The organism is Haloechinothrix salitolerans (assembly GCF_042662605.1).
GTDB classification, from domain to species: Bacteria; Actinomycetota; Actinomycetes; order Mycobacteriales; family Pseudonocardiaceae; genus Haloechinothrix_A; species Haloechinothrix_A salitolerans.
Genome location: NZ_JBHSXX010000001.1, coordinates 3176383 through 3197133, shown reverse-complemented (window position 1 = coordinate 3197133; position 20751 = coordinate 3176383). Strand labels below are relative to the sequence as shown.

Below are 20751 nucleotides of genomic sequence, written 5' to 3'. Positions count from 1 at the left end.
CGTGGCGCCCACCTACCTGGACCGGGGGTGCGCCGTGGCGTACACCTCCCGCAACGTGGTGACGGTGACACGGGTGTAGACCTGGGTCGTGGTCACCGAGGCGTGCCCCAGCAGCTCCTGCACCACCCGGACGTCGGCTCCGCCTTCGAGCAGATGGGTGGCGAACGAGTGCCGCAGCGTGTGCGGCGAGATCGTCGCCGACAGTCCCGCGCGCTCGGCGTTGGCCTTGAGCACCTGCCACGCGCCCTGCCGCGACAACCGCCCGCCCCGCGCGTTGAGGAACAACGCCGACGTCCCCCTGCCCTTGCGGGCAAGCGTGGGCCGCGCACGCACCAAGTAGGCGTCCAGCGCCGCGAGCGCGGGCCTGCCGATCGGCACCAGCCGCTGCTTGCCGCCCTTGCCGTCGAGCAGCACGGTGCGTTCGCTGGCGTCGACGTCATCGACGTCAAGCCCGACCGCTTCGGAGATCCGCGCGCCGGTGGAGTACAGCACCTCGAGCAGCGCCTGGTCTCGCAGCGCCCGCGCGTCATCTGTCGGTGGCATGTCCAGCAGCGTCGCGACCTCGTCGATGCCAAGCGCCTTGGGCAGCCGTTTCAGCGGGGGCGGCGGGGTGACGTCGCGGGCGACGTCGTTCGCGAGGATGCCCTCCCGCGCGGCGAACCGGTGCAGCCCACGCACCGCGACCAGTGCCCGCGCCGCCGAGGACGCGGCCAAGGGCGGGTGATCCTCGCTGCCTTCGCGCAGCCCCACGACGAAGCTGGTGACGTCGGACTCGGTGACATCGCCCAGGTCGTCGTGGCCTGCCGCGTCCAGGTGGGCGAGGTAGCGGCGCAGGTCACGCTCGTAGCTGTCGAGGGTGTTGCGCGCCGTCGCGCGCTCGACGGCGAGGTGGTCAAGGTAGGCCCTGACCACCCGCGCCGGGTCGCTGCGTGCCACGCGGGACACCGTACCGCCAGCGACCGACGGCGCGGGGGATGTCTCCTCGCTCAGCCGCCGTGCTTGCGCTTCGCGAACGCCGTCGGGCGGTCCCGCCACGGCGCGTCGGCGGGCCGAGGCTTCGCCGCGCCGGTCAATACCGCGTGCGCCGCGAGCACGCCACTCACCGTGGCGCCGTTGATCAGCTCCCCCGCCAGCACCCGCCGTACCGCCTCGGCCAGCGGCATCCTGGTGAGCACGATGTCGGCTTCCTCGTCGCCCGCTGCGATCTCGCGGTCCACGACGGTGAGCTCGCGCGCAAGGTAGACCCGCACGACCTCGTCGGTGAATCCCGTCGACGCGGCCACGTCCGCGAGGGTGTCCCACCGCTCGGCCGTGAGCCCGGCCTCCTCCCGCAGCTCCCGCCGCGCTGTCACCATCGGGTCCTCGCCCGCGACGTCGAGCAGTCCGGCCGGCAACTCCAGCAACCGCCGCCCGATCGGGTGGCGGTACTGCGAGATCAGGGTGACCTGCTCGTCGTCGTCGATCGCCACGATGGCCACCGCGCCGAGATGCTCGACGATCTCGCGCCGTCCGACCTTGCCGCCGGGCATCACAACGTCGTCGACGCGCAGTCCGACGACCCGGCCGATGTGGATGTCCTCGGAGGCGACAACGTCGAACTCGTGCGTGCCCGGCTCGGCCAGGTTGTCGTTGCCCATCACTCGCTCACGATGTCTCGGGCAGCGGCAGCCGCTCCGCCTTGTGGTAGTTCACCGCCGCGTGCACGAAGGCGTCGAACAGCGGGTGCGGGCGGGTCGGCCTGCTCTTCAGTTCGGGGTGCGCCTGGGTGCCGACGAAGAACGGGTGGGTCTCCTCCGGCAACTCGACGAACTCGACCAGCTTGCCGTCCGGGGACGTCCCGGAGAACACCAGGCCGGCCTTGGTGAGTCGCTCCCGGTAGTGGTTGTTGACCTCGTAGCGGTGACGGTGCCGCTCGGACACCTCCGTCGTGCCGTACGCCTTCGCGACCTGCGTCCCGTCGGTGAGCTTCGCCGGATACGCGCCGAGCCGCATCGTGCCGCCCATGTCGGCGTCCCCCGCGACGACCTCCTTCTGGTCCGGCATGGTCGAGATAACCGGGTCGGTGAGGTCGCCGTCGAACTCTGTCGAGCCCGCACCCGTGATGCCCGCGAGGCCACGGGCGACCTCGATGACCATGCATTGCATGCCGAGGCACAGGCCGAGCACCGGGATCTTGCGTTCGCGGGCGTAAGTGATGGCGCCGATCTTGCCCTCGATGCCCCGGATGCCGAACCCGCCGGGCACCAGAATGCCGTCGACGCCGTGCAGCGCGTGTGCCGCACCCTCCGGTGTGGCGAGGTCATCGGAGGCCACCCAGGTGATCCGCACCTTGGCGTGATGGGCGAAACCTCCGGAACGCAGCGCCTCCATGACCGACAGGTAAGCGTCCGGCAGGTCGATGTACTTGCCGACCAGCGCGATCCGCACGGTCTCCTTCGGGTTGTGCACCCGGTCGAGCAGGTCGCCCCACACCGTCCAGTCGACGTCGCGGAACGGCAGCCCAAGCCTGCGCACCACGTAGGCGTCGAGGGCCTCACGGTGCAGCACCTTCGGGATGTCGTAGATCGACGGCGCGTCGGGACAGGCGATGACCGCCTCGTTCTCGACGTCACACATCAGTCCGATCTTGCGCTTGAGCTCCTCGGGAATCTCCCGGTCGGCGCGGCAGACCAGCGCGTCCGGCTGGATACCGATGTTGCGCAGCGCCGCGACGGAGTGCTGCGTCGGCTTCGTCTTGAGCTCACCCGAAGGCGCGAGGAACGGGATCAGTGACACGTGCAGGAAGAAGCAGTTGTCCCTGCCGACGTCGTGGCGCACCTGGCGGCAGGCCTCAAGGAACGGCAGCGACTCGATGTCACCGACGGTGCCGCCGACCTCGGTGATGACGACGTCGGGGCGGTAACCGGTGCCGTCCGACTCGGCCAGTGCGGTGATCCGCGACTTGATCTCGTCGGTGATGTGCGGAATGACCTGCACCGTGTCGCCGAGGTACTCACCCCGGCGTTCCTTGGCGATGACCTCGGAATACACCTGGCCGGTCGTGACGTTCGCACGGCCGGTGAGATCCCGGTCGAGGAAACGCTCGTAATGGCCGATGTCCAGGTCGGTCTCGGCGCCGTCTTCGGTGACGAAGACCTCGCCGTGCTGGAACGGGTTCATCGTTCCGGGGTCGACGTTGAGGTAGGGGTCCAGCTTCTGCATCGTGACCCGCAGGCCCCGAGAGGTAAGAAGCTGACCCAGGCTGGAGGCTGTCAACCCCTTGCCGAGCGAGGAGGCGACACCCCCCGTGACGAACACATGCTTGACTGTCCGAGGCTGAAGTCCCACGGGCCTTTACGCTAACACGCACAAACCCGACCCGAGGGAGGACACCCGGAGGGCTAGTCACCAAGTGAGCTGGCGGCGCCCTGCCGTCGGGGTGGCGGGCGGGAACCAGCACAGATGGGTCACGACGGCTCACCGCAGGTGAGGCTCGCGATCGACGGGACGCGCCGGGGTGAATCGCCCGGCTCATGGATAGGATCGCTGACATGTCAGCCGAGACATGGGTGGCGCCGACCGCGACCGGCGCGTTCGACGCGACAGTGCGCGTGCCCGGCTCGAAGTCCATCACCAACCGGGCGTACGTCCTCGCCACCCTGGCCAGCGGACCGACGACCGTGCGACACCCGCTGGACTCCCGCGACGCACGGCTGATGCTGGGTGCGCTGGACGCCCTCGGCGCGTCGTGGCGTGCGACACCCGACGGGGTGATCGTGTCGCCGCTCACCGCGGGCATCGGCGAAGTGTCGGTGGACCTGGGTAACGCGGGCACCGTGGCGCGATTCACCCCGGCGCTGGCGGCGCTCGGCTCCCGTACGGTGCGCTTCGACGGCGACGAGGCGATCCGCAGGCGTCCCATCGCGCCGCTGCTCAGCGCGCTGCGCGACCTCGGGGCGGACATCGACGACGACGGCCGGGGCGCGCCGCCGTTCACCGTTCGTGGCTCCGGCGGCCTACCCGGTGGGGCGGTGACCGTGGACTCGTCGGCGTCGAGCCAGTTCCTGTCGGCGTTGCTGCTGGCGGGGCCCGCGTTCGACAAGGGCGTCACGGTCCGGCTGACCGGCGGCGCGCCGCCAAGCGAGCCACACGTGGCGATGACGCTGGACCTGCTGCGGCGCTTTGGCGCGGCACCCGAGCGCGACGGCACGGAGTTCCACGTGCCCCCTGCGACGCTGTCCTGCCCGGAGTACGTCGTGGAGCCGGACCTGTCCACCGCCGCGCCGTTCCTGGCCGCCGCCGCGCTCACCGAATCCACCGTGCGGGTACGCGACTGGCCGTCGACGACGACGCAGCCGGGCGACTGGCTGCGGGAGCTCCTGCGCTCACTGGGGGCACGCGTGTCACTCGACGCCGAGGGGCTGGTCGTCACCGGCGCTGGCGGCTTTCCCGGGCAGGACCTTGACCTGCACGAGGTGGGTGAGCTGACGCCCGTGGTCGCGGCACTGCTGTGCTTCGCTGACGGCCCGTCGCGCATCTCCGGGGTGGCACACCTGCGAGGCCACGAGACCGACCGCCTTGCCGCGCTCGCCACCGAGCTGTCCGGACTGGGCGCTCGCGTCGCCGAGACGTCGGATGGCCTGCGGATCACCCCCGCGCCGCTGCACGCGGGGACGTTCCACACCTACGACGACCACCGCCTGGTGATGGCCGGAGCGGTGCTCGGCCTGCGCGTGCCCGGCGTCGTCGTGGCGAACCCCGCCACGGTCGGCAAGACGTTCCCCGGATTCGTGGCGACGTGGGAGTCGATGCTGGGTTAGGCGGGTGCTGTGAAGGGCATCTTCCCGGCGTCAGGTGCCAGTAAGATGCCCTTCACGGCACCTCACCGTCCGGACGCCCGCACGCCAGGCGCGGGGGCCTCGGCGTTGCCCGCGGTGCCGTAACGGCCGGTGCCGTCCTCCAGCTGCTCCCGCAGCGCCAGCACGGTGGTGACCCTACCGGCCTGAGTATCGACGTTGTCCACGGTCGAGAGGATGTCCGACGCCGCCGTGTCGGCCCGGACGACGCCGATCGAGCCTGACGCGCCCGCGGCCGACGTCCTGCCCGCCAGCACGGCACCCGCGCCTGCCTTGTCCAGCTGCGTGGCGAACCGCGCGAGTGTGACCGCCTTGTCACCAGCACCCGTGCCCTGTGCCCTGTCGCCGACAAGCACGACGGCGAGCTGCGCGGGCCGGACGTCGTCGGTCACCTCGATGAATCCGCCATCGGTCAGCCCGGACACGGCGGCCTCTCGCTCCCCGGACGACGTCTGCGGCTTAGCGGACTCGCCGTCGAGTAGCAGTGTCTCGCCGAGCAACGCGCCCGCGAGCGCCCCAGGACCACCCGACGTCGGGAACTTCGCGCCCGCCGGTTGCAGCCGGATCGCGATGTCGGAGACCTGCTCGGACTCGCTGGGATCGGTGAACGCCTCGGTCAGCTTGATCTCGCCGGACACGGTGCCGCCCGCGTCCTCGATCAGGGTCACCACGCCATCGCGTTCGGATGGCGCCACACCCTCGGTGGTCACGACGAGCACGGTGCGCTTGTCCAGCAGGCCAGACACCACTTTCGGCCCGACCGCGCCGGCGAAGGCGTCGGCGTCAGCGAGCCGCGCCTCAAGCCCGTTGCGCTCCGCTTCGAGGTCGGTCACCTGGTTGGCCAGCTCGCTCTTCTCGTTCGACAGCGACGACAGCAGCGTGCCGCTCAGCGTGGTCGAGCCGAGCACGACGCCGACCGCGAGCGCGAGAAACACCGCCGCGATGGAGATGATGTGGTAGCGCAGCGAGATCACGTGACCAACCCCTTGATCCACGTCGTCAGGGACCGCCACTGCTCGGCGGCCCAGTCGAGATAGACGTCGCCGACATCGGAGACAAACAACGCGGCGGCGACCGCCACCAGCGCGGAGACCACCAGCAGCACGACAGCCCACACCGAGATCCGGCTGCGGTGCAGCATCGCGACCGCCTTACCGTCAACGATCTTCGTGCCGAGCTTGAGCCGGGTGAGAAATGTCGACGGGTTGGAGCCGGAGCGGCCCCTGTCGAGGAACTCCGCCAGCGTGGCCTGGAAGCCGACCGTGACGACGAGGCTGGCCTCGTGGGTGTCGGCGAGCAGCAGCGCGAGATCCTCGGCGTTGCCGGTGGACGGGAACGTCACCGCGCCGACGCCGAGGTCCTGGATGCGGTCGATACCGGGCGCGTAGCCATCGAGCTGCGCCGGGATGACGATCTCGCCCGCGTTCTTCAGCGTCGCCGACTCGACGGCGTTCGGATCACCGACAACGACGTCCGGGGTGTAGCCCTGCTCGCGCAGCGTGTCGGCGCCGGCATCGACACCGATCAGCACCGGCCGGTGCTCGGCGATGTACTTCTTGAGCCGTTTGAGGTCGGCGGTGTGGTCGGTGCCCGGCGCGATGACGAGCGCGTGCCTGTCCTTCATCGACACCCGCAGGCCGGGCACGCCAACGCCGTCCAGGATCAGCGTGCGCTCGGCGCGCAGGAACTCCATCGTGTTCGCGGAGAACGCCTCAAGCTGGGCGGTCATGCCCGCCTTCGCCTCGATCATCTGGTCCGCGACGCTGTCGGGGGTCTGCTCCGTACCCCGCGCGATCTCGCGTTCTCCGTTGTAGACGACGCCCTCGTGCAGCCGGATCTTCGCGCCGTCTTTGATGCGGCGGAGAACATCGCTTCCGACGTCGTCCACGAGCGGAATTCCCGCGCCGACAAGGATTTCCGGACCAAGATTGGGGAATCGTCCCGAGATGGACACCGATGCGTTCACGACGCCAGCGACCCCTGCCGCCGCGAGCGCTGCCGCCGTCGCGCGGTCGAGATCGAGCTGGTCAAGGACGACGATGTCGCCGGGACCCACCCTGCGCAGCAGTTCCCCGGTGCGTCGATCGACCCGCGCCACGCCTGCCACTCCAGGCAGCGTTTCGGTGCTTTTCGAAAGCAGGCCGCTGAGTTTCATGGGCCCGATAGTGACAAACGGAAATGAGAATGCGAGCCCGCCACGCCGAAGGACCGGGTCGAACTCAGTGGTGATTCACACCTTCTCGGCACCCGCGACGGCCAATAGCTCCTCTGCGTGCGCGCGACCAGTCTCGGTGCCGTCCATACCGGCCAGCATCCTCGCCAGCTCCATGACCCGCTCCTCGTCGTCGAGAGTGCGGACGTCGCTGCGCGTGACTCCCCCGTCGGTGCCCTTGTCGACGACAAGGTGGTGGTCCGCGTACGCGGCTACCTGCGGGAGATGCGTCACGACCAGCACCTGGTGGGTGCGCGCCAGCCGCGCGAGCCGCCTGCCGATCTCGACAGCCGCCCTGCCACCGACCCCGGCGTCGACCTCGTCGAACACCAAGGTCGGCACGGTGTCCGCACCCGCGATGACGACCTCGATCGCCAGCATCACGCGGGACAGCTCACCGCCGGACGCGCCCTTGTGCACTGGGAGCGCCGGCGCACCGGGGTGTGCGCGCAGCAGCAGCTCAACCTCGTCGACGCCTTCGGGACCGGCGTGTAATCGCTGCCCGTCGACGGTGAGAGCGGCGGGGTCGTCGGCGTCCGCTGGCATCGGGCGCACCACGACGTCCACCTCGGCCTGCGCCATGGCGAGCCCGGACAGTTCCGCGGTGATCGACGTCGCCAGCTCGGCGGCCGCCTCGCTTCGCGCCCGTGAGACGGCGGCCGCGTGACCTGCCAGTTCGGCGGCCAGCGCGTCCCGGCGCTCGGCGAGCTCCGCCAGCGCCTCCTCCGACGTGTCCATGCCCGACAGCTCTTGCCTTGCCTGCTCCGCCCAGGCGAGCACACCGTCGACGTCGGCGGCGTACTTGCGGGTGAGCTGCTTGAGCTCGGCCTGCCGCGCGAGCGCTCTGTCGAGCGTGGCGGGGTCGGCATCCAGCGCGTCGAGGTAGCCGCCGAGCTCGGATCCAACGTCGGCGAGCAGCACGGCAGCCTGCTCCAGCCGAGCGTCGAGCTCGGCGAGCATGGGGTCATCCACCGAGGCGAGGCGCTGCCGCCCTTCGCTCACCAGCCCAAGCGCGCCAGGCTGCTCCGGGTCGCCATCATCGGCGCCGGACACGGCTGCCTGCGCGGCGCTGGCGGCGGCGCGCAGCTCGTCAACCTCCGAGAGCCGCTTGATCTGTTCGACCAGCGCGGTGTCCTCGCCAGATTCCGGGGCGACGGCTTCGATCTCGTCTAACCCGTGCCGCAGCATGTCCGCCTGCTGCGCGAGCTCGCGGGAACGACTACGGCGCTCGGCCAACTCGCGGACGACGTCCTGCCACTCGGCGCGGACTCGTCTGTACTCGGCGAGCGGGGTGGCGACGGCGTCCCCTGCGAAACGGTCGATGACCGCCCGCTGCTCGGTGGCGCGCATCAGGCGGAGCTGATCGTTCTGCCCGTGCACAGCGAGGAGCTGATCGGACAGCTGCCCCAGGACGCCCGCGGGCACGGACCTGCCACCGAGGTGCGCACGGGAGCGACCGTCCTTGCCGACGCTGCGGAGCGCGATCACGCTGCCGTCCTCGTCGACCTCGCCGCCGGAATCCTCGATCATCTCGACGGCGGACGGCATCTTCGCCAGCTCGAAGCGGCCCTCCACCACGGCCTTCTTCGCACTGCTGCGCACACGGGAGGCATCAGCGCGCCCCCCGGAGAGCAAATGCAACCCGGTGACCACCATCGTCTTCCCCGCACCGGTTTCGCCGGTCACCACGGTGAGTCCCGGGTGCAGTTCAAGTAGGGCGTCGTCGATAACACCGAGGCCCTGAATCCGCATCTCGGCCAGCACGGCTCCCACCGTAGCGGGTTAACCGGACACCGCGTCGTGTCCCACGCCCAACGGTGTCGTGTCCCCCATTCTCAACGTCGTGTCCCCCGCTCCCGACGCCGTGTGTGCACTTCCGTGCCCTCACTCTGGCGCGTGACGCTCCCGCCAGCCCTTCACCGGAAGGGCGAACTTGTGGACAAGGCGGTCGGTGAACGGCCCCTCCCACAACCGGGCGAGCAGCACCGGCACCTCACCCGCGACGACGTGGATGCGCGCGCCGACCGGAAGCTCGACGTGGCGCATTCCGTCACAGGTCAGCACGCCAGTCGAGCCGTGCGGGTCGATGTCGATGTCGATCACCGACTCCCGCGAGACGACCATCGGGCGCGCGAACATGGCGTGCGCGTTGCTCGGGACGACGACGAGCGCCTCGACGTCCGGCCAGATGATCGGTCCGCCCGCCGAGAAAGCGTACGCGGTCGAGCCAGTGGGTGTCGCGCACAGCACGCCATCGCAGCCGAAGGACGAGACGGGGTGCGCGTCGATGCTGATCAGTGCGTCCAGGATGCGTTCCCGCGAGCTCTTCTCGACGCTGGCCTCGTTGAGCGCCCATGTCCTCGCGAGGACGTCGCCGTCGACGGTGACGGTGACGTCCACCGTCATGCGCCGCTCGACCTGGTACGACTTGTCGACCACGCGCCGCACGGCATCTGCGAGCGCGGAGGAGTCGGCCTCGGTGAGAAAGCCCATCCGGCCGAGGTTGACACCGAGGATCGGCACCCGAGCGGGTCGTGCTAGCTCGGCGGCGCGTAGCAACGTGCCGTCGCCGCCGAGCACGAACACCAGCTCGACACCGGACGCCGGTTCGTCCTCGCTGATCGTGAGCGGCAGCGGGTCCCGGACCGTGGTGTGGCCCTGAGCCGCGAGGAAGTCCGCCACCTTCGCGTCGAGCACCCGCAGCTGGAACCCCGCCGCGCCGAACAGTTCGGCGACCTCCCGCGCCGCTTCCCGGTTGGTCTCCCTGTCGGGATTGACCACGAGCAGTACCTGGCGTGTCATGCCGGTCCCTCCTCCACTGCCGTGGCGACCAGTTCGCCGCGCCGCGTGGCATCGTCGACCGCTCCCGTTCGGCGCAGCCAGGCGAAATACTCGACGTTGCCGGAGGGGCCTGGCAAGGGGCTCGCCACCACCGCGACCGTATTCAGGCCCAGTTTCGCGGCCTCGTCGAGCACGTCGAGTACGACTTCGGCGCGCAACTCGGGATCACGCACCACACCACCGCTGCCGAGTCGGTCCTTGCCGACCTCGAACTGCGGCTTGATCATCGGCACCAGGTCGGCGTCCGGCACGGTGCAGTCCACCAGCGCGGGCAGCACCAGCCGCAGTGAAATGAACGACAGGTCGCCCACGACCAGCTCCACCGGCTCGCCGATGTCGGCCAGTGACAGGGAGCGCACGTTGGTCTTGTCCATCACGACGACACGCTCGTCGGTTCGCAGCCGCCAGTCCAGCTGTCCCCTGCCGACATCGGCCGCGATCACCGTTCGCGCACCCCGGCGTAGCAGAACGTCGGTGAACCCGCCGGTGGACGCGCCCGCGTCGAGGCAGCGTTTACCCGTGACAGCGAGCCCCAACGGTTCGAACGCCGCGAGCGCGCCGAGCAATTTGTGCGCGCCACGCGACGCCCAGCCGGGATCATCGGTGTCGCGCACCACAATCGGGGTGTCCAGCTCAACCCCGGTGGCCGCCTTTTTCGCCGCCATGCCTCGCACCAGCACGCTGCCGTTGGTAATCAGCTCGCCCGCGTGCTCCCTCGAGCGCGCCAGGCCGCGCCGGACCAGCTCGGCGTCGAGCCGCGCCTTGCGCCCCACGCGATGTCCTAGACCTTGTCGATACTCGACAACGCGACGGTCAACTCGGTATGCACCGCGTCGAAGCGCTCCACGTGCTCCGCGACCGGGCGCTGGTCGAGGTCGTCCAGTGCCCGTACCGCTTCGGTGACGCCCGCGAGCGGGTCAGTGTCCTGCGGCACGTCCCCAGCCTGCTCGGTGCCAGGGTCGCTCATCTGCTCCTCCACGGCATCAACGGTAGTCGATGTCCCCGACACCGAGTGTGTTCACCACGGCTTTCGCGGTGTCAGTGGTACCACTGGCACGCGAAATCCCGTGCCGCCAGGCTAGCGGGCACAGCGCGCGCAGCAGATCGAGTGGTTCTCCGCTGCCAGCCACCCGCAGCTCATCGTCACCGACGTCGATCCGCCAATCTGGCCGCGCACCGACGGCGAGGGCTTCCGCGGTCGACGTCACGGCAGCGACGTCGTCCGCGAGATACCGCGGCCGCTGCCCTTCGGGTGCGGCGAGGATTTCCGCCGGGGTCGTGACACCACTGAGCACCAGCATGGCGTCCATTCCCGCGGCTTCAGCGCCCGCGACATCGGTGTCGAGCCGATCGCCGACGACCAGTGGGCTCCGTGCGTCCGCCGCACGGGCCGCCTCGGTGAACAGGCCAGGTTCCGGCTTGCCCGCGACGTCAGGGCTAGCACCGGTCGCGGTCCGCAGCGCCGCTACCATGGAGCCATTGCCAGGCAGCTGGCCGCGTTCCGTAGGCAAAGTCGGGTCGACGTTGCAGGCCACCCACCGCGCACCCGATCGAATCGCGGTGCAGGCCTCGGCGAGGTCGGCCCACGCGGTGTCGGGTGAGTGGCCCTGCACCACGGCGGCGACGTCGTCGCTGTAGGTGCGTGTTGTCCGCAGGCCAACGCCGTTGACCTCGGCCGCGAGGGCCTCCGTACCGACGACGAGCACCATCGCGCCCGCTGGCACCATTTGCCCCAGGAGCCGCGCGCCCGCCTGCGCGCTGGTAGCGACCTCCTCGGTCCGCGCGGGGACGTCTAGATGACGTAGGTGCGACGCCACGGCGTCCGGCGCCTTGGACGCGTTGTTGGTCACGAACCGCACCGCGACACCTTTCGCGTGTGCTGCGTCGATACCGCTGATGGCGCCCTTGATCGCCTCCGAGCCGTGATAGACCGTGCCGTCGAGGTCGAGCAGCAGGCAGTCATAGCGGTCCAGGAGCGGCTGCGCCATCATCCCAGTTCTGCCGCCCGCTCGGCCGCGTCGGTTTCCTCTTCGGTGTCGGCTTCGGCGGCGCGCATGAACCAGGTCGCCGCCTCGTCTCTCCTGCCCGCCGCCAGAAGATTGTCCGCGTAGGCGTAGAAGAGTCGTGCGCTCCACGGCAGCCGCTTGGCGGGATCGAGGTCGTCCCCCTGCAGTGCCACGACGGCCGCGTCGAGTTGTCCCAGGTCTCGCCGGGCACCTGCCGCGACGATACGCAATTCGACGGCGGTCTCCGGCGGCAAGCTTTTCACGTCGGTTTCCTTCGCGAGGTCAAGCGCCCGTTCAGGCCTGCCGAGAGCACGTTCGGCGTCGGCCATGATCGCGACGTGGGCGTTGCTGCGCGTCATCCGCCGCACCGCCCTGAGCTCGGACAACGTCTCCGCCCACTGCCCGGCGTGGTACGCGGTCAGCCCCAGCGCCTCCCGCACCACCGGGATCCGCGACGCCTTCGCCTTGGCGAACCGGGCGTGCGCCAGCGCCGCGTCCGGGTCGACGTCGATGAGTTCACCGGCAGCGACAAGGTGCTTTCCGACGAGCTCGGCCAGGTCTTTGGGCAGGCTGCGCAGCTCCTTGCGCACCTCGATATCCAGTGCCGAGACATCGACGTCCTCGGGAAGATCTGGAGCGACAGGCCCTTGCGGCGTGTCGTCCTGGCGACGATCCCGACGATCGCGGTGATCCCGCTGCCCGGACGGCTTGCCGTGCCGTTGCTGGTCACGCTTGCCGTGCTGGTCGCGGTGTGGCTTGCCGCCCCTATCACCGCGCGCGGGCGCGCCCCGACCACGTGGTTCCGACACCGTGACCTCCATACTGTTCAACTTTATGCAGCGTAACCGGTGCATGCGCGCGAACTGTCGCGCCCTGTGCTCGGCATGACGAACGTGACACCAGTATCGATTCCAACCGCCCTTGGAGATGGCTGAGGCCCCGGGAGAACGGGTGTTCGTTCTCGACCGGGGCCTCAGTTAGGTGGTGTCCGGCGGTGTCCTACTCTCCCACACCCTCGCGAGTGCAGTACCATCGGCGCTGGCAGGCTTAGCTTCCGGGTTCGGAATGGGACCGGGCGTTTCCCTGCCGCTATAACCGCCGTAACCTTATCCACAAAAACCCTCCTGGGGTTTTTGGGCACCCTCCAGAGCCATGCTGGCCGGTGGAGGGTGTAAGCCTGACGACAATTTCTGTGTATTCAGTTATGTGTTCGTGTCACAACGGTTCCGTTGTGTTGTTCACCCAGCCCCCTGTGGGGGTGTGCCCCCCCGCAGGATGGTGTTTCAGAGTTGTAGAGTGGATGCGTAGCATGTTTGTGGGCAAGTCCTCGGCCTATTAGTACCAGTCAACTTCACACATTACTGCGCTTCCATTTCTGGCCTATCAACCCACTGGTCTGGTGGGGGCCTTAACCCACAACGGGGTGGGAGACCTCATCTAGGAACAGGCTTCCCGCTTAGATGCTTTCAGCGGTTATCCCTTCCGAACGTAGCTAACCAGCCGTGCCCCTGGTGGGACAACTGGCATACCAGAGGTTCGTCCGTCCCGGTCCTCTCGTACTAGGGACAGCCTTCCGCAAGTCTCCTACGCGCGCGGCGGATAGGGACCGAACTGTCTCACGACGTTCTAAACCCAGCTCGCGTGCCGCTTTAATGGGCGAACAGCCCAACCCTTGGGACCGACTCCAGCCCCAGGATGCGACGAGCCGACATCGAGGTGCCAAACCATGCCGTCGATATGGACTCTTGGGCAAGATCAGCCTGTTATCCCCGGGGTACCTTTTATCCGTTGAGCGACACCCCTTCCACCAGGTGGTGCCGGATCACTAGTCCCGACTTTCGTCCCTGCTCGACCCGTCAGTCTCACAGTCAAGCTCCCTTGTGCACTTACACTCAACACCTGATTGCCAACCAGGCTGAGGGAACCTTTGGGCGCCTCCGTTACTCTTTGGGAGGCAACCGCCCCAGTTAAACTACCCACCAGGCACTGTCCCTGAACCGGATCACGGTCCGAGGTTAGATTTCCCATTCGACCAGAGTGGTATTTCAACGATGACTCCACCCACACTAGCGTGTGGACTTCCCAGTCTCCCACCTATCCTACACAAGCCGAACCGAAAACCAATACCAAGCTATAGTAAAGGTCCCGGGGTCTTTCCGTCCTGCCGCGCGTAACGAGCATCTTTACTCGTACTGCAATTTCGCCGGGCCTGTGGTTGAGACAGCCGGAAAGTCGTTACGCCATTCGTGCAGGTCGGAACTTACCCGACAAGGAATTTCGCTACCTTAGGATGGTTATAGTTACCACCGCCGTTTACTGGCGCTTAAATTCTCAGCTTCGCCCCGAAAGGCTAACCGGTCCTCTTAACGTTCCAGCACCGGGCAGGCGTCAGTCCGTATACCTCGAATTGCTTCTTCGCACGGACCTGTGTTTTTAGTAAACAGTCGCTTTCCGCTGGTCTCTGCGGCCACCACACGCTCCCACCGCACGGGTGTTCACGTGCACTGGCCCCCCTTCTCCCGAAGTTACGGGGGCATTTTGCCGAGTTCCTTAACCACAGTTCACCCGATCGCCTTGGTATTCTCTACCTGACCACCTGTGTCGGTTTGGGGTACGGGCCGCACATGCACTCGCTAGAGGCTTTTCTCGGCAGCATAGGATCACTCACTTCCCCTCATACGGGTACGCATCACGTCTCAGGCCCATGACCGGCGGATTTGCCTACCGATCGCCCTACACGCTTACACCAGTCATACCACTTACTGGCGGAGCTACCTTCCTGCGTCACCCCATCGCTTGACTACTACAGGATCAGGTCCCACGCTCCACCAACCACCACCCCGAAGGGCATATGGTCGGCTTCGGGTGGTTAGTCTCACCTGCCTCATCAGGGACGCACACACGCGGGTACGGGAATATCAACCCGTTATCCATCGACTACGCCTGTCGGCCTCGCCTTAGGTCCCGACTTACCCTGGGCGGATTAGCCTGGCCCAGGAACCCTTGGTCATCCGGCGGCAGAGGTTCTCACTCTGCTTTCGCTACTCATGCCTGCATTCTCACTCGACCACCCTCCACCGCTAGCTTCCGCCACGGCTTCACCGGATGATCGACGCTCCCCTACCCATCAACACGACTGCACCACCACCCGAAGATGATGGCGGATCACATGTGTCAATGACACAGCTTCGGCGGTGTGCTTAAGCCCCGCTACATTATCGGCGCAGGACCACTTGACCAGTGAGCTATTACGCACTCTTTCAAGGATGGCTGCTTCTAAGCCAACCTCCTGGTTGTCTGGGCAATCCCACATCCTTTTCCACTGAGCACACACTTAGGGGCCTTAGCTGGCGCTCTGGGCTGTTTCCCTCTCGACGACGAAGCTTTTCCCCCGCCGTCTCACTGCCGCACTCTCACACACCCGTATTCGGAGTTTGGTTGACTTCGGTAACCCGGTAAGGCCCCTAGGCCATCCAGTAGCTCTACCCCAGGTGTGAAACATACGACGCTGCACCTAAATGCATTTCGGGGAGAACCAGCTATCACGGAGTTTGATTGGCCTTTCACCCCTACCCACAGCTCATCCCCTCAGTTTTCAACCTAAGTGGGTTCGGGCCTCCACACCGTCTTACCGGCGCTTCACCCTGGCCATGGGTAGATCACTCCGCTTCGGGTCTAGACCACGCGACTCCAACGCCCTCTTCAGACTCGCTTTCGCTACGGCTACCCCACACGGGTTAACCTCGCCACGCAGCACTAACTCGCAGGCTCATTCTTCAAAAGGCACGCCATCACCAAACCAAAGATTCAGCTCTGACGGCTTGTAAGCACACGGTTTCAGGTACTCTTTCACTCCCCTCCCGGGGTACTTTTCACCTTTCCCTCACGGTACTCGTCCGCTATCGGTCACCAGGAAGTATTTAGGCTTACCGGGTGGTCCCGGCAGATTCACAGCAAATTCCACGAGCTCGCTGCTACTCGGGAACACCAACAAAACACCAACGCATGATTTTCGCGTACGGGACTCTCACCCACTACGGCACGCCATCCCAGACGTTTCCACTAACCACACGCGGCATCCCGAAGAATGGCAGTCCTTCGACGCTGGGTCCCACAACACCACACACACAACCCCTGCCAGGTATCACATGCATGCGGTTTAGCCTCCTCCGCTTTCGCTCGCCACTACTCACGGAATCACACTTGTTTTCTCTTCCTACGGGTACTGAGATGTTTCACTTCCCCGCGTTCCCTCCACACACCCTATACATTCAGGTGCGGGTAACACTCCATCACGAGTGCTGGGTTACCCCATTCGGACATCCTCGGATCTCAGCTCGGTTGACAGCTCCCCGAGGCTTATCGCAGCCTCCCACGTCCTTCATCGGCTCCTGATGCCCAGGCATCCACCATGTGCTCTTAACAACTTGACCACAAAGATGCTCGCATCCACTCTACAATTCTCAAACACCACACCTTGCGGGGGGCAAACCCCCCGCACACCCCCCAATCCCGCTGGGCACGGTGACAACGAATGTCAACGCTTCCCAGCAGAACCCGGGGGCCGGGTTTCGATCCAGAGCAACACTCGCGTGTTGTCTCAGGACCCAACAGCATGCCTTGCCCACAACCACCACCGACCGACAGCCCAGCCCGTTCCACACCCGCCTCCGAAAAGACCGGCAGTACTAAACACTGACCATCCACCCGCGGTGGCCATCACCAGTAGTTCCACAAATCCTCGAGCAACCACCAGCCAAACACCCGTTGGCATCCAGTGGCCACCCCACCAACCACACACAGCATGTTTGATGGAAGTGATGTGCTCCTTAGAAAGGAGGTGATCCAGCCGCACCTTCCGGTACGGCTACCTTGTTACGACTTCGTCCCAATCGCCAGTCCCACCTTCGACCACTCCCTCCCCACAAAAGGGGTTAGGCCATGGGCTTCGGGTGTTACCGACTTTCGTGACGTGACGGGCGGTGTGTACAAGGCCCGGGAACGTATTCACCGCAGCGTTGCTGATCTGCGATTACTAGCGACTCCGACTTCACGCAGTCGAGTTGCAGACTGCGATCCGAACTGAGACCAGCTTTCAGGGATTCGCTCCACCTCACGGTATCGCAACCCACTGTACCGGCCATTGTAGCATGTGTGAAGCCCTGGACATAAGGGGCATGATGACTTGACGTCATCCCCACCTTCCTCCGAGTTGACCCCGGCAGTCTCCCACGAGTCCCCACCATTACGTGCTGGCAACATAGGACAAGGGTTGCGCTCGTTGCGGGACTTAACCCAACATCTCACGACACGAGCTGACGACAGCCATGCACCACCTGCACACAGGCCACAAGGGAACCGACATCTCTGCCGGAATCCTGTGCATGTCAAGCCCAGGTAAGGTTCTTCGCGTTGCATCGAATTAATCCACATGCTCCGCCGCTTGTGCGGGCCCCCGTCAATTCCTTTGAGTTTTAGCCTTGCGGCCGTACTCCCCAGGCGGGGCGCTTAATGCGTTAGCTACGGCACGGACAACGTGGAATGTCACCCACACCTAGCGCCCAACGTTTACAGCGTGGACTACCAGGGTATCTAATCCTGTTCGCTCCCCACGCTTTCGCTCCTCAGCGTCAGTATCGGCCCAGAGTCCCGCCTTCGCCACCGGTGTTCCTCCTGATATCTGCGCATTTCACCGCTACACCAGGAATTCCAGACTCCCCTACCGAACTCAAGTCTGCCCGTATCGACCGCACGCTGAAGGTTAAGCCTCCAGTTTCCACGGCCGACGCGACAAACCGCCTACGAGCTCTTTACGCCCAATAATTCCGGACAACGCTCGCACCCTACGTATTACCGCGGCTGCTGGCACGTAGTTAGCCGGTGCTTCTTCTCCAGGTACCGTCACCCCAAAAGGCTTCGTCCCTGGCGAAAGAGGTTTACAACCCGAAGGCCGTCATCCCTCACGCGGCGTCGCTGCATCAGGCTTGCGCCCATTGTGCAATATTCCCCACTGCTGCCTCCCGTAGGAGTCTGGGCCGTGTCTCAGTCCCAGTGTGGCCGGTCGCCCTCTCAGGCCGGCTACCCGTCGTCGCCTTGGTAGGCCATCACCCCACCAACAAGCTGATAGGCCGCGGGCCCACCCCATACCGCCGGAGCTTTCCACCACCACCCATGCAGGCAATGATGCGTATCCGGTATTAGACCCCGTTTCCAGGGCTTATCCCAAAGTACAGGACAGGTTACCCACGTGTTACTCACCCGTTCGCCACTCATCCACCACCCGAAGATGGCTTCAGCGTTCGACTTGCATGTGTTAAGCACGCCGCCAGCGTTCGTCCTGAGCCAGGATCAAACTCTCCAACAATGAACAAAATCAGAGAGAAAAATCGACTCTCAAAAAACTCAAACAGAACCAACAAAGGTTCCAAAAAAATCTACTGGCTTAGTAAACAAAGCACACTGTTGAGTTCTCAAACAACACGCCTCTGAGCACCAGTCATCACGACTGTTAATCAGGAGGTTTGTTTTTCTCCGTTTATTTGGCGCCTCCTACTCTACCACCTGAGGTGGAAGCTTGGTTCGAGGCCCCCTTGTCCGGTATCCGTTCGCTTCGCTTCTCTGCGTCGCGCCCGTTTCCCGCTGACGTGTGTAAACATTACACGACGCCGAACCCCGGAAAAACAGGGGGGTCCCTTTCTGCAACGCCCCTGGTCACAGCGGGGCGCTGCCCGCAAGGCCCCACGCCCGGGTCCGACATCCGATCCAACGCCTCGACGCGGTTGGCTATTCCATGCCCGGACTCGCCCGGTCAACGGGTGTTCGGCAGGAACCGCCTCGCGACGTTCTCCTCCGTCGACGGCCCCGGCTCCCATGGCGCGATCCACGGCCCGGTCCCCTCGCTCGGGTCGAGCACACCCGCTTCGAGCCAGATGTAGTCACCCCGCAGCGCCGCCTTCGCGATCCGGTTGTCGGTGTCGTCGGTGTTGTCCCAAAGTTCCTGGAACAGCTGATCGATCCGCTGCCGTGCCTGGCGGCAGAAGGCATCGGCGAGTTCGTATGCCTTTGCGCCGGCGTCCGGGTCGTCGGATCGCTGCATCTCCGCGCGCACACACGACGCGGACATCGCGAACAGCTCCGTGCCGATCGTGACGATCCGACCGAGGAAGACCTGCTTCTTCTCCAGCCCTGCCTGCCATCGGGCCATGCCATAGAACGTGCTGCGCGCCAGCTTGCGCGCCGTGCGCTCGATGAAGCGCAGGTGCTTGGCGAGCGTGCCGAACTCGCTGTACGACGTCGGCACCTGCCCCTTGCCCGCGACCAGCTTCGGCAGCCAGCTCGCGTAGAAGCCGCTCGCCTTGGCCGCGGCACGCGCCTTGCTCTTGGTGTCCGCCTCAGGGTCGGCCAGATCGCCAGCGGCCTGGAGGTGGGCGTCGACCGCCTCCCGCGCGATCATCAGGTGCATGATCTCCGAGGACCCCTCGAAAATCCGGTTGATGCGCAAGTCACGCATGATCTGCTCGGCAGGCACCGCACGTTCGCCCCTGGCGGCTAGCGAATCGGCCGTCTCGTAACCGCGGCCACCCCGGATCTGTACCAGTTCGTCGGCGATCTTGTACGCCATCTCGCTGGCGTAGAGCTTCGCGAGCGCCGCCTCGATGCGGATGTCGTTGCGCCCCTGGTCGGCCATATGCCCGGACAGCTCCAGGATGCTCTCCAGTGCGTACGTCGTCGCGGCCATGAAGGAGATCTTCTGCGAGACAGCCTCGTGCTTGCCGACCGGTTTGCCCCACTGCACCCGCTCGTTGGACCACTCGCGCGCGATCTTGAGGCACCACTTGGCCGCCCCCGCGCAGGACGCGGGCACGGAGAGACGTCCGGTGTTCAACGTGCCGAGCACGACCTTGAGTCCCTTGCCCTCGCCGCCGATCACGTTCTCCTTGGGCACCCGGACGTTGTGGAACCGGGTCACGCCGTTCTCGATGCCGCGCAGGCCCATGAACTGGTTGCGGTGCTCGACGGTGATGCCAGGCGAGTCGGCCTCCACGATGAACGCGGTGACGCCGCCTGGGTGTCCCTCACTCTTCGGTACGCGGGCGGCCACGACAAGCAGCTCCGCGACGACGCCGTTCGTCGTCCACAACTTGACGCCGTTGAGCTCGTACGCCTGGCCGTCCTCGGTCGGCGTCGCGGTGGAGGCGAGCCTGGCGGGATCGGAGCCAACGTCCGGCTCGGTGAGCAGGAACGCGCTGACGGCACCTTTCGCACAACGCGGCAGGAAGCGCTGCTTCTGCTCCTCGGATCCGGCAAGCTTGAGCGGTTCGGGCACGCCGATCGACTGGTGTGCCGAGAGCAGCACACCCAATGTCGGGTGCACCGAACCGACCAGCATCAGCGCCTCGTTGTAGGCAACCTGCGAGAGCCCAAGGCCGCCATAGGCCTGCGGGATCTTGATGCCGAAGCAGCCGAGTTCGGCGAGCCCCTTAACGTAATCGTCAGGAATCTTGGCGTCCCGCTCGATGACAAAGCCGTCCAGCGTTTCGCAGTAGCGACGCAGGTCCGCGATGAACGAGCGCGCCCGGTCGTCGTCGGTGGGATCGGGTCTCGGGTGCGGATGCACTAGGTCGAGCCGGAAATTGCCCAAGTAGAGCTCCTTTGCGAAGGACGGCTTCGCCCAGCCGCTCTCCCTGGCTTCCTCGGCGAACTGCCGCGCTTCCTTCTCGGTGACCTTGACCTGCTGCTCGACCATGAGGCCCTCCTCGTCGACGGACCGGAGAAGTCGTGCTCTGTGACCAAGGTTACCCAGAAGTAGCTTGACCTGAAACCCTTTTCGCGGCTCGGGTCGCACATTCGCCCGGTT

13 protein-coding genes and 3 rRNA genes are annotated in these 20751 nt (G+C 66.0%); 1 reads left to right on the top strand and 15 read right to left on the bottom strand.

Annotated elements, in window-relative coordinates:
* Positions 1-12: 12 nt before the first annotated feature.
* From xerD to ACFQGD_RS15140, 3 genes are read right to left on the bottom strand one after another with little or no spacing between them, the layout of a single operon-like run.
* Positions 13-936, bottom strand: a complete 924-nt coding sequence (gene xerD / locus ACFQGD_RS15150) for a site-specific tyrosine recombinase XerD (RefSeq protein ID WP_390183611.1) — start codon at positions 934-936, stop codon at positions 13-15.
* Between the two features lie 50 nt (positions 937-986).
* Positions 987-1622, bottom strand: a complete 636-nt coding sequence (locus tag ACFQGD_RS15145; protein ID WP_345399610.1) for an NUDIX hydrolase — start codon at positions 1620-1622, stop codon at positions 987-989.
* A 22-nt stretch (positions 1623-1644) separates the two neighbouring features.
* Complete coding sequence (locus ACFQGD_RS15140) at positions 1645-3327, bottom strand: CTP synthase (protein WP_345399577.1); 1683 nt, start codon at positions 3325-3327, stop codon at positions 1645-1647.
* Between the two features lie 203 nt (positions 3328-3530).
* On the opposite strand from ACFQGD_RS15140, the gene aroA reads away from it, so the two are divergent.
* Positions 3531-4799 carry a 3-phosphoshikimate 1-carboxyvinyltransferase gene (gene aroA / locus ACFQGD_RS15135; protein ID WP_345399580.1) on the top strand — a complete coding sequence of 423 codons (1269 nt, stop codon included), beginning with the start codon at positions 3531-3533 and terminating at the stop codon, positions 4797-4799.
* A 62-nt stretch (positions 4800-4861) separates the two neighbouring features.
* Here aroA and ACFQGD_RS15130 read toward each other — a convergent pair whose 3' ends face one another.
* From ACFQGD_RS15130 to ACFQGD_RS15075, 12 genes are all read right to left on the bottom strand, one after another.
* Entirely contained in the window at positions 4862-5809 is a 948-nt protein-coding gene (locus tag ACFQGD_RS15130) for a copper transporter (RefSeq protein WP_345399583.1), read from the bottom strand.
* On the bottom strand, positions 5806-6990 hold the full coding sequence (gene steA / locus ACFQGD_RS15125; RefSeq protein WP_345399586.1) for a putative cytokinetic ring protein SteA: 1185 nt from the start codon (positions 6988-6990) through the stop codon (positions 5806-5808). Before steA ends, ACFQGD_RS15130 begins: the two co-directional genes overlap by 4 nt.
* Positions 6991-7065: 75 nt before the next feature.
* Positions 7066-8811, bottom strand: coding sequence for a DNA repair protein RecN (recN, locus tag ACFQGD_RS15120; protein ID WP_345399589.1), 1746 nt, complete (start codon positions 8809-8811; stop codon positions 7066-7068).
* Positions 8812-8931: 120 nt separating this feature from the next.
* Complete coding sequence (locus tag ACFQGD_RS15115) at positions 8932-9849, bottom strand: NAD kinase (RefSeq protein WP_345399592.1); 918 nt, start codon at positions 9847-9849, stop codon at positions 8932-8934.
* A complete protein-coding gene (locus tag ACFQGD_RS15110) occupies positions 9846-10661 on the bottom strand; it encodes a TlyA family RNA methyltransferase (RefSeq protein WP_345399595.1) in 816 nt (271 codons plus the stop codon). Before ACFQGD_RS15110 ends, ACFQGD_RS15115 begins: the two co-directional genes overlap by 4 nt.
* 8 nt (positions 10662-10669) lie before the next feature.
* Positions 10670-10855, bottom strand: a complete 186-nt coding sequence (locus tag ACFQGD_RS15105) for a hypothetical protein (RefSeq protein WP_345399613.1) — start codon at positions 10853-10855, stop codon at positions 10670-10672.
* A gap of 16 nt (positions 10856-10871) precedes the next feature.
* Positions 10872-11876, bottom strand: coding sequence for an HAD-IIA family hydrolase (locus ACFQGD_RS15100; RefSeq protein ID WP_345399598.1), 1005 nt, complete (start codon positions 11874-11876; stop codon positions 10872-10874).
* On the bottom strand, positions 11876-12703 hold the full coding sequence (locus tag ACFQGD_RS15095; RefSeq protein WP_345399601.1) for a hypothetical protein: 828 nt from the start codon (positions 12701-12703) through the stop codon (positions 11876-11878). Before ACFQGD_RS15095 ends, ACFQGD_RS15100 begins: the two co-directional genes overlap by 1 nt.
* Before the next feature lie 177 nt (positions 12704-12880).
* Positions 12881-12997: ribosomal RNA gene (gene rrf / locus ACFQGD_RS15090) — 5S ribosomal RNA — on the bottom strand.
* A 212-nt stretch (positions 12998-13209) separates the two neighbouring features.
* Positions 13210-16327, bottom strand: a 23S ribosomal RNA gene (locus ACFQGD_RS15085).
* 400 nt (positions 16328-16727) lie between these two features.
* Positions 16728-18258 (bottom strand): 16S ribosomal RNA (locus ACFQGD_RS15080).
* The 16S, 23S and 5S rRNA genes sit together here, the layout of an rRNA operon.
* A gap of 444 nt (positions 18259-18702) precedes the next feature.
* A complete protein-coding gene (locus ACFQGD_RS15075) occupies positions 18703-20640 on the bottom strand; it encodes an acyl-CoA dehydrogenase family protein (RefSeq protein ID WP_345398763.1) in 1938 nt (645 codons plus the stop codon).
* Between the last annotated feature and the right edge of the window lie 111 nt (positions 20641-20751).

Excerpts from the sequence above, each read along its gene's own strand:
- ACFQGD_RS15100 (WP_345399598.1), bottom strand. The coding sequence starts at position 11,876 with ATGGCGCAGCCGCTCCTGGACCGCTATGACTGCCTGCTGCTCGACCTC.
- aroA (WP_345399580.1), top strand. The coding sequence starts at position 3,531 with ATGTCAGCCGAGACATGGGTGGCGCCGACCGCGACCGGCGCGTTCGAC.
- steA (WP_345399586.1), bottom strand. The coding sequence starts at position 6,990 with ATGAAACTCAGCGGCCTGCTTTCGAAAAGCACCGAAACGCTGCCTGGA.
- ACFQGD_RS15075 (WP_345398763.1), bottom strand. The coding sequence starts at position 20,640 with ATGGTCGAGCAGCAGGTCAAGGTCACCGAGAAGGAAGCGCGGCAGTTC.
- ACFQGD_RS15105 (WP_345399613.1), bottom strand. The coding sequence starts at position 10,855 with ATGAGCGACCCTGGCACCGAGCAGGCTGGGGACGTGCCGCAGGACACT.
- ACFQGD_RS15115 (WP_345399592.1), bottom strand. The coding sequence starts at position 9,849 with ATGACACGCCAGGTACTGCTCGTGGTCAATCCCGACAGGGAGACCAAC.